Annotated in this window: 1 protein-coding gene; it reads right to left on the bottom strand. The window is 39.9% G+C overall.

The genetic code is table 11. The annotated features are described in order from the left end of the window. Nucleotides 1-134 precede the first annotated feature (134 nt). Nucleotides 135-1,097 carry a ribose-phosphate pyrophosphokinase gene (locus BBROOKSOX_RS11130; RefSeq protein ID WP_139661894.1) on the bottom strand — a complete coding sequence of 321 codons (963 nt, stop codon included), beginning with the start codon at nucleotides 1,095-1,097 and terminating at the stop codon, nucleotides 135-137. Nucleotides 1,098-1,306 lie beyond the last annotated feature (209 nt).

The raw sequence follows: 1,306 nt of genomic DNA, 5'->3' as shown, positions 1-1,306 counted from the left end.
GAATAGGTTAAGTAACCTTTTTCTTTGCCGATCATAATGACTTTTTCTAGTGCTTGTTTGTGTGCTTTTGTTGTATTTTTCATGAGTTAGTAGATGTTGTGACAATCCAAAGGGGCGATTATACCGTCTTATGACTATTCGTCGTCAGTAAAAATTGCACTAATAGATTGTTCTTCACTAATGCGTTTAATTACTTCTGCAAGTTTTGGCGCGATGGATACGACCCTGATTTTATTGCATTTAACGGCTGCTTCAGTTAAAGGAACGGTATTAGTAATCACCAATTCATCAATTTCAGAGTTATTAATATTGTCAACTGCAGAGCCAGATAACACAGCATGTGTTGCGTATGCCACCACTTTTTTAGCGCCTTTTTCCTTTAAGATACTAGCCGCTTGACATAGAGTGCCAGCGGTATCAACCATATCATCAATTAAGATACAAATTCTGCCCTCAACATCACCAAGCACATTCATGACTTTTACCATGTTTGGTGCGGGGCGACGCTTGTCGATAATCGCAAGGTCAGAATCGTTAATGCGTTTAGCCGCAGCACGCGCACGCACAACACCACCAACATCAGGCGACACTACAACTGTGTTTTCATAATTTTGTGCAAGGATATCATTAATCAAAACCGGCTGAGCATAAATATTGTCAATTGGAATATTAAAGAATCCTTGAATTTGGTCAGCGTGTAAATCAATCGTTAAAATCCTGTCAACACCAGATGCCTCAACCATTTTTGCAACAAGTTTTGCAGTGATTGGCACGCGTGTTAAGCGAGAGCGACGGTCTTGTCTAGAATAACCAAAATACGGTACAACGGCAGTAATACGAGCGGCAGAAGAGCGTTTTAGTGCATCAACTATGACTAATAATTCCATCAGAGTTTCTGCTGGCGAGGGTCCGCAAGTGGGCTGCAAAACGAATACATCACAACCGCGCACATTTTCCAAGATTTCAACTTGTGATTCCCCATCGCTAAATCGCCCTACGAGCGCCTTGCCTTGGGCGACATTTAGACTTGAGATGATTTCGCCGGAAAGCAATGGGTTGGCATTACCGCTAAAAATTTTAATTTTGTCGAGCGACATAGATATTTGTTGTTAACTTAAAAGTGCCTGAATTATACTATGAGACCTTTGCATAATGCATCATTTATTCAGATACTAAATGGTGCGAGACCTTTGCATAAATATGAATAATCATCAAAACGCCATTTTTCACCAACTTGACAATTTTATAAAACACAGCCATAGCTTTGCTATGACTATATTTCATAAAATCACCAATTCGGCAAAAC

The sequence above is a fragment of the bacterium endosymbiont of Bathymodiolus sp. 5 South genome (assembly GCF_900128535.1).
Lineage (GTDB): Bacteria > Pseudomonadota > Gammaproteobacteria > PS1 > Pseudothioglobaceae > Thiodubiliella.
The sequence above is the reverse complement of the archived record's forward strand: the minus strand, read 5'-3'. Positions and strand labels throughout refer to the sequence as shown.

Excerpts from the sequence above, each read along its gene's own strand:
- BBROOKSOX_RS11130 (WP_139661894.1), bottom strand. The coding sequence starts at position 1,097 with ATGTCGCTCGACAAAATTAAAATTTTTAGCGGTAATGCCAACCCATTG.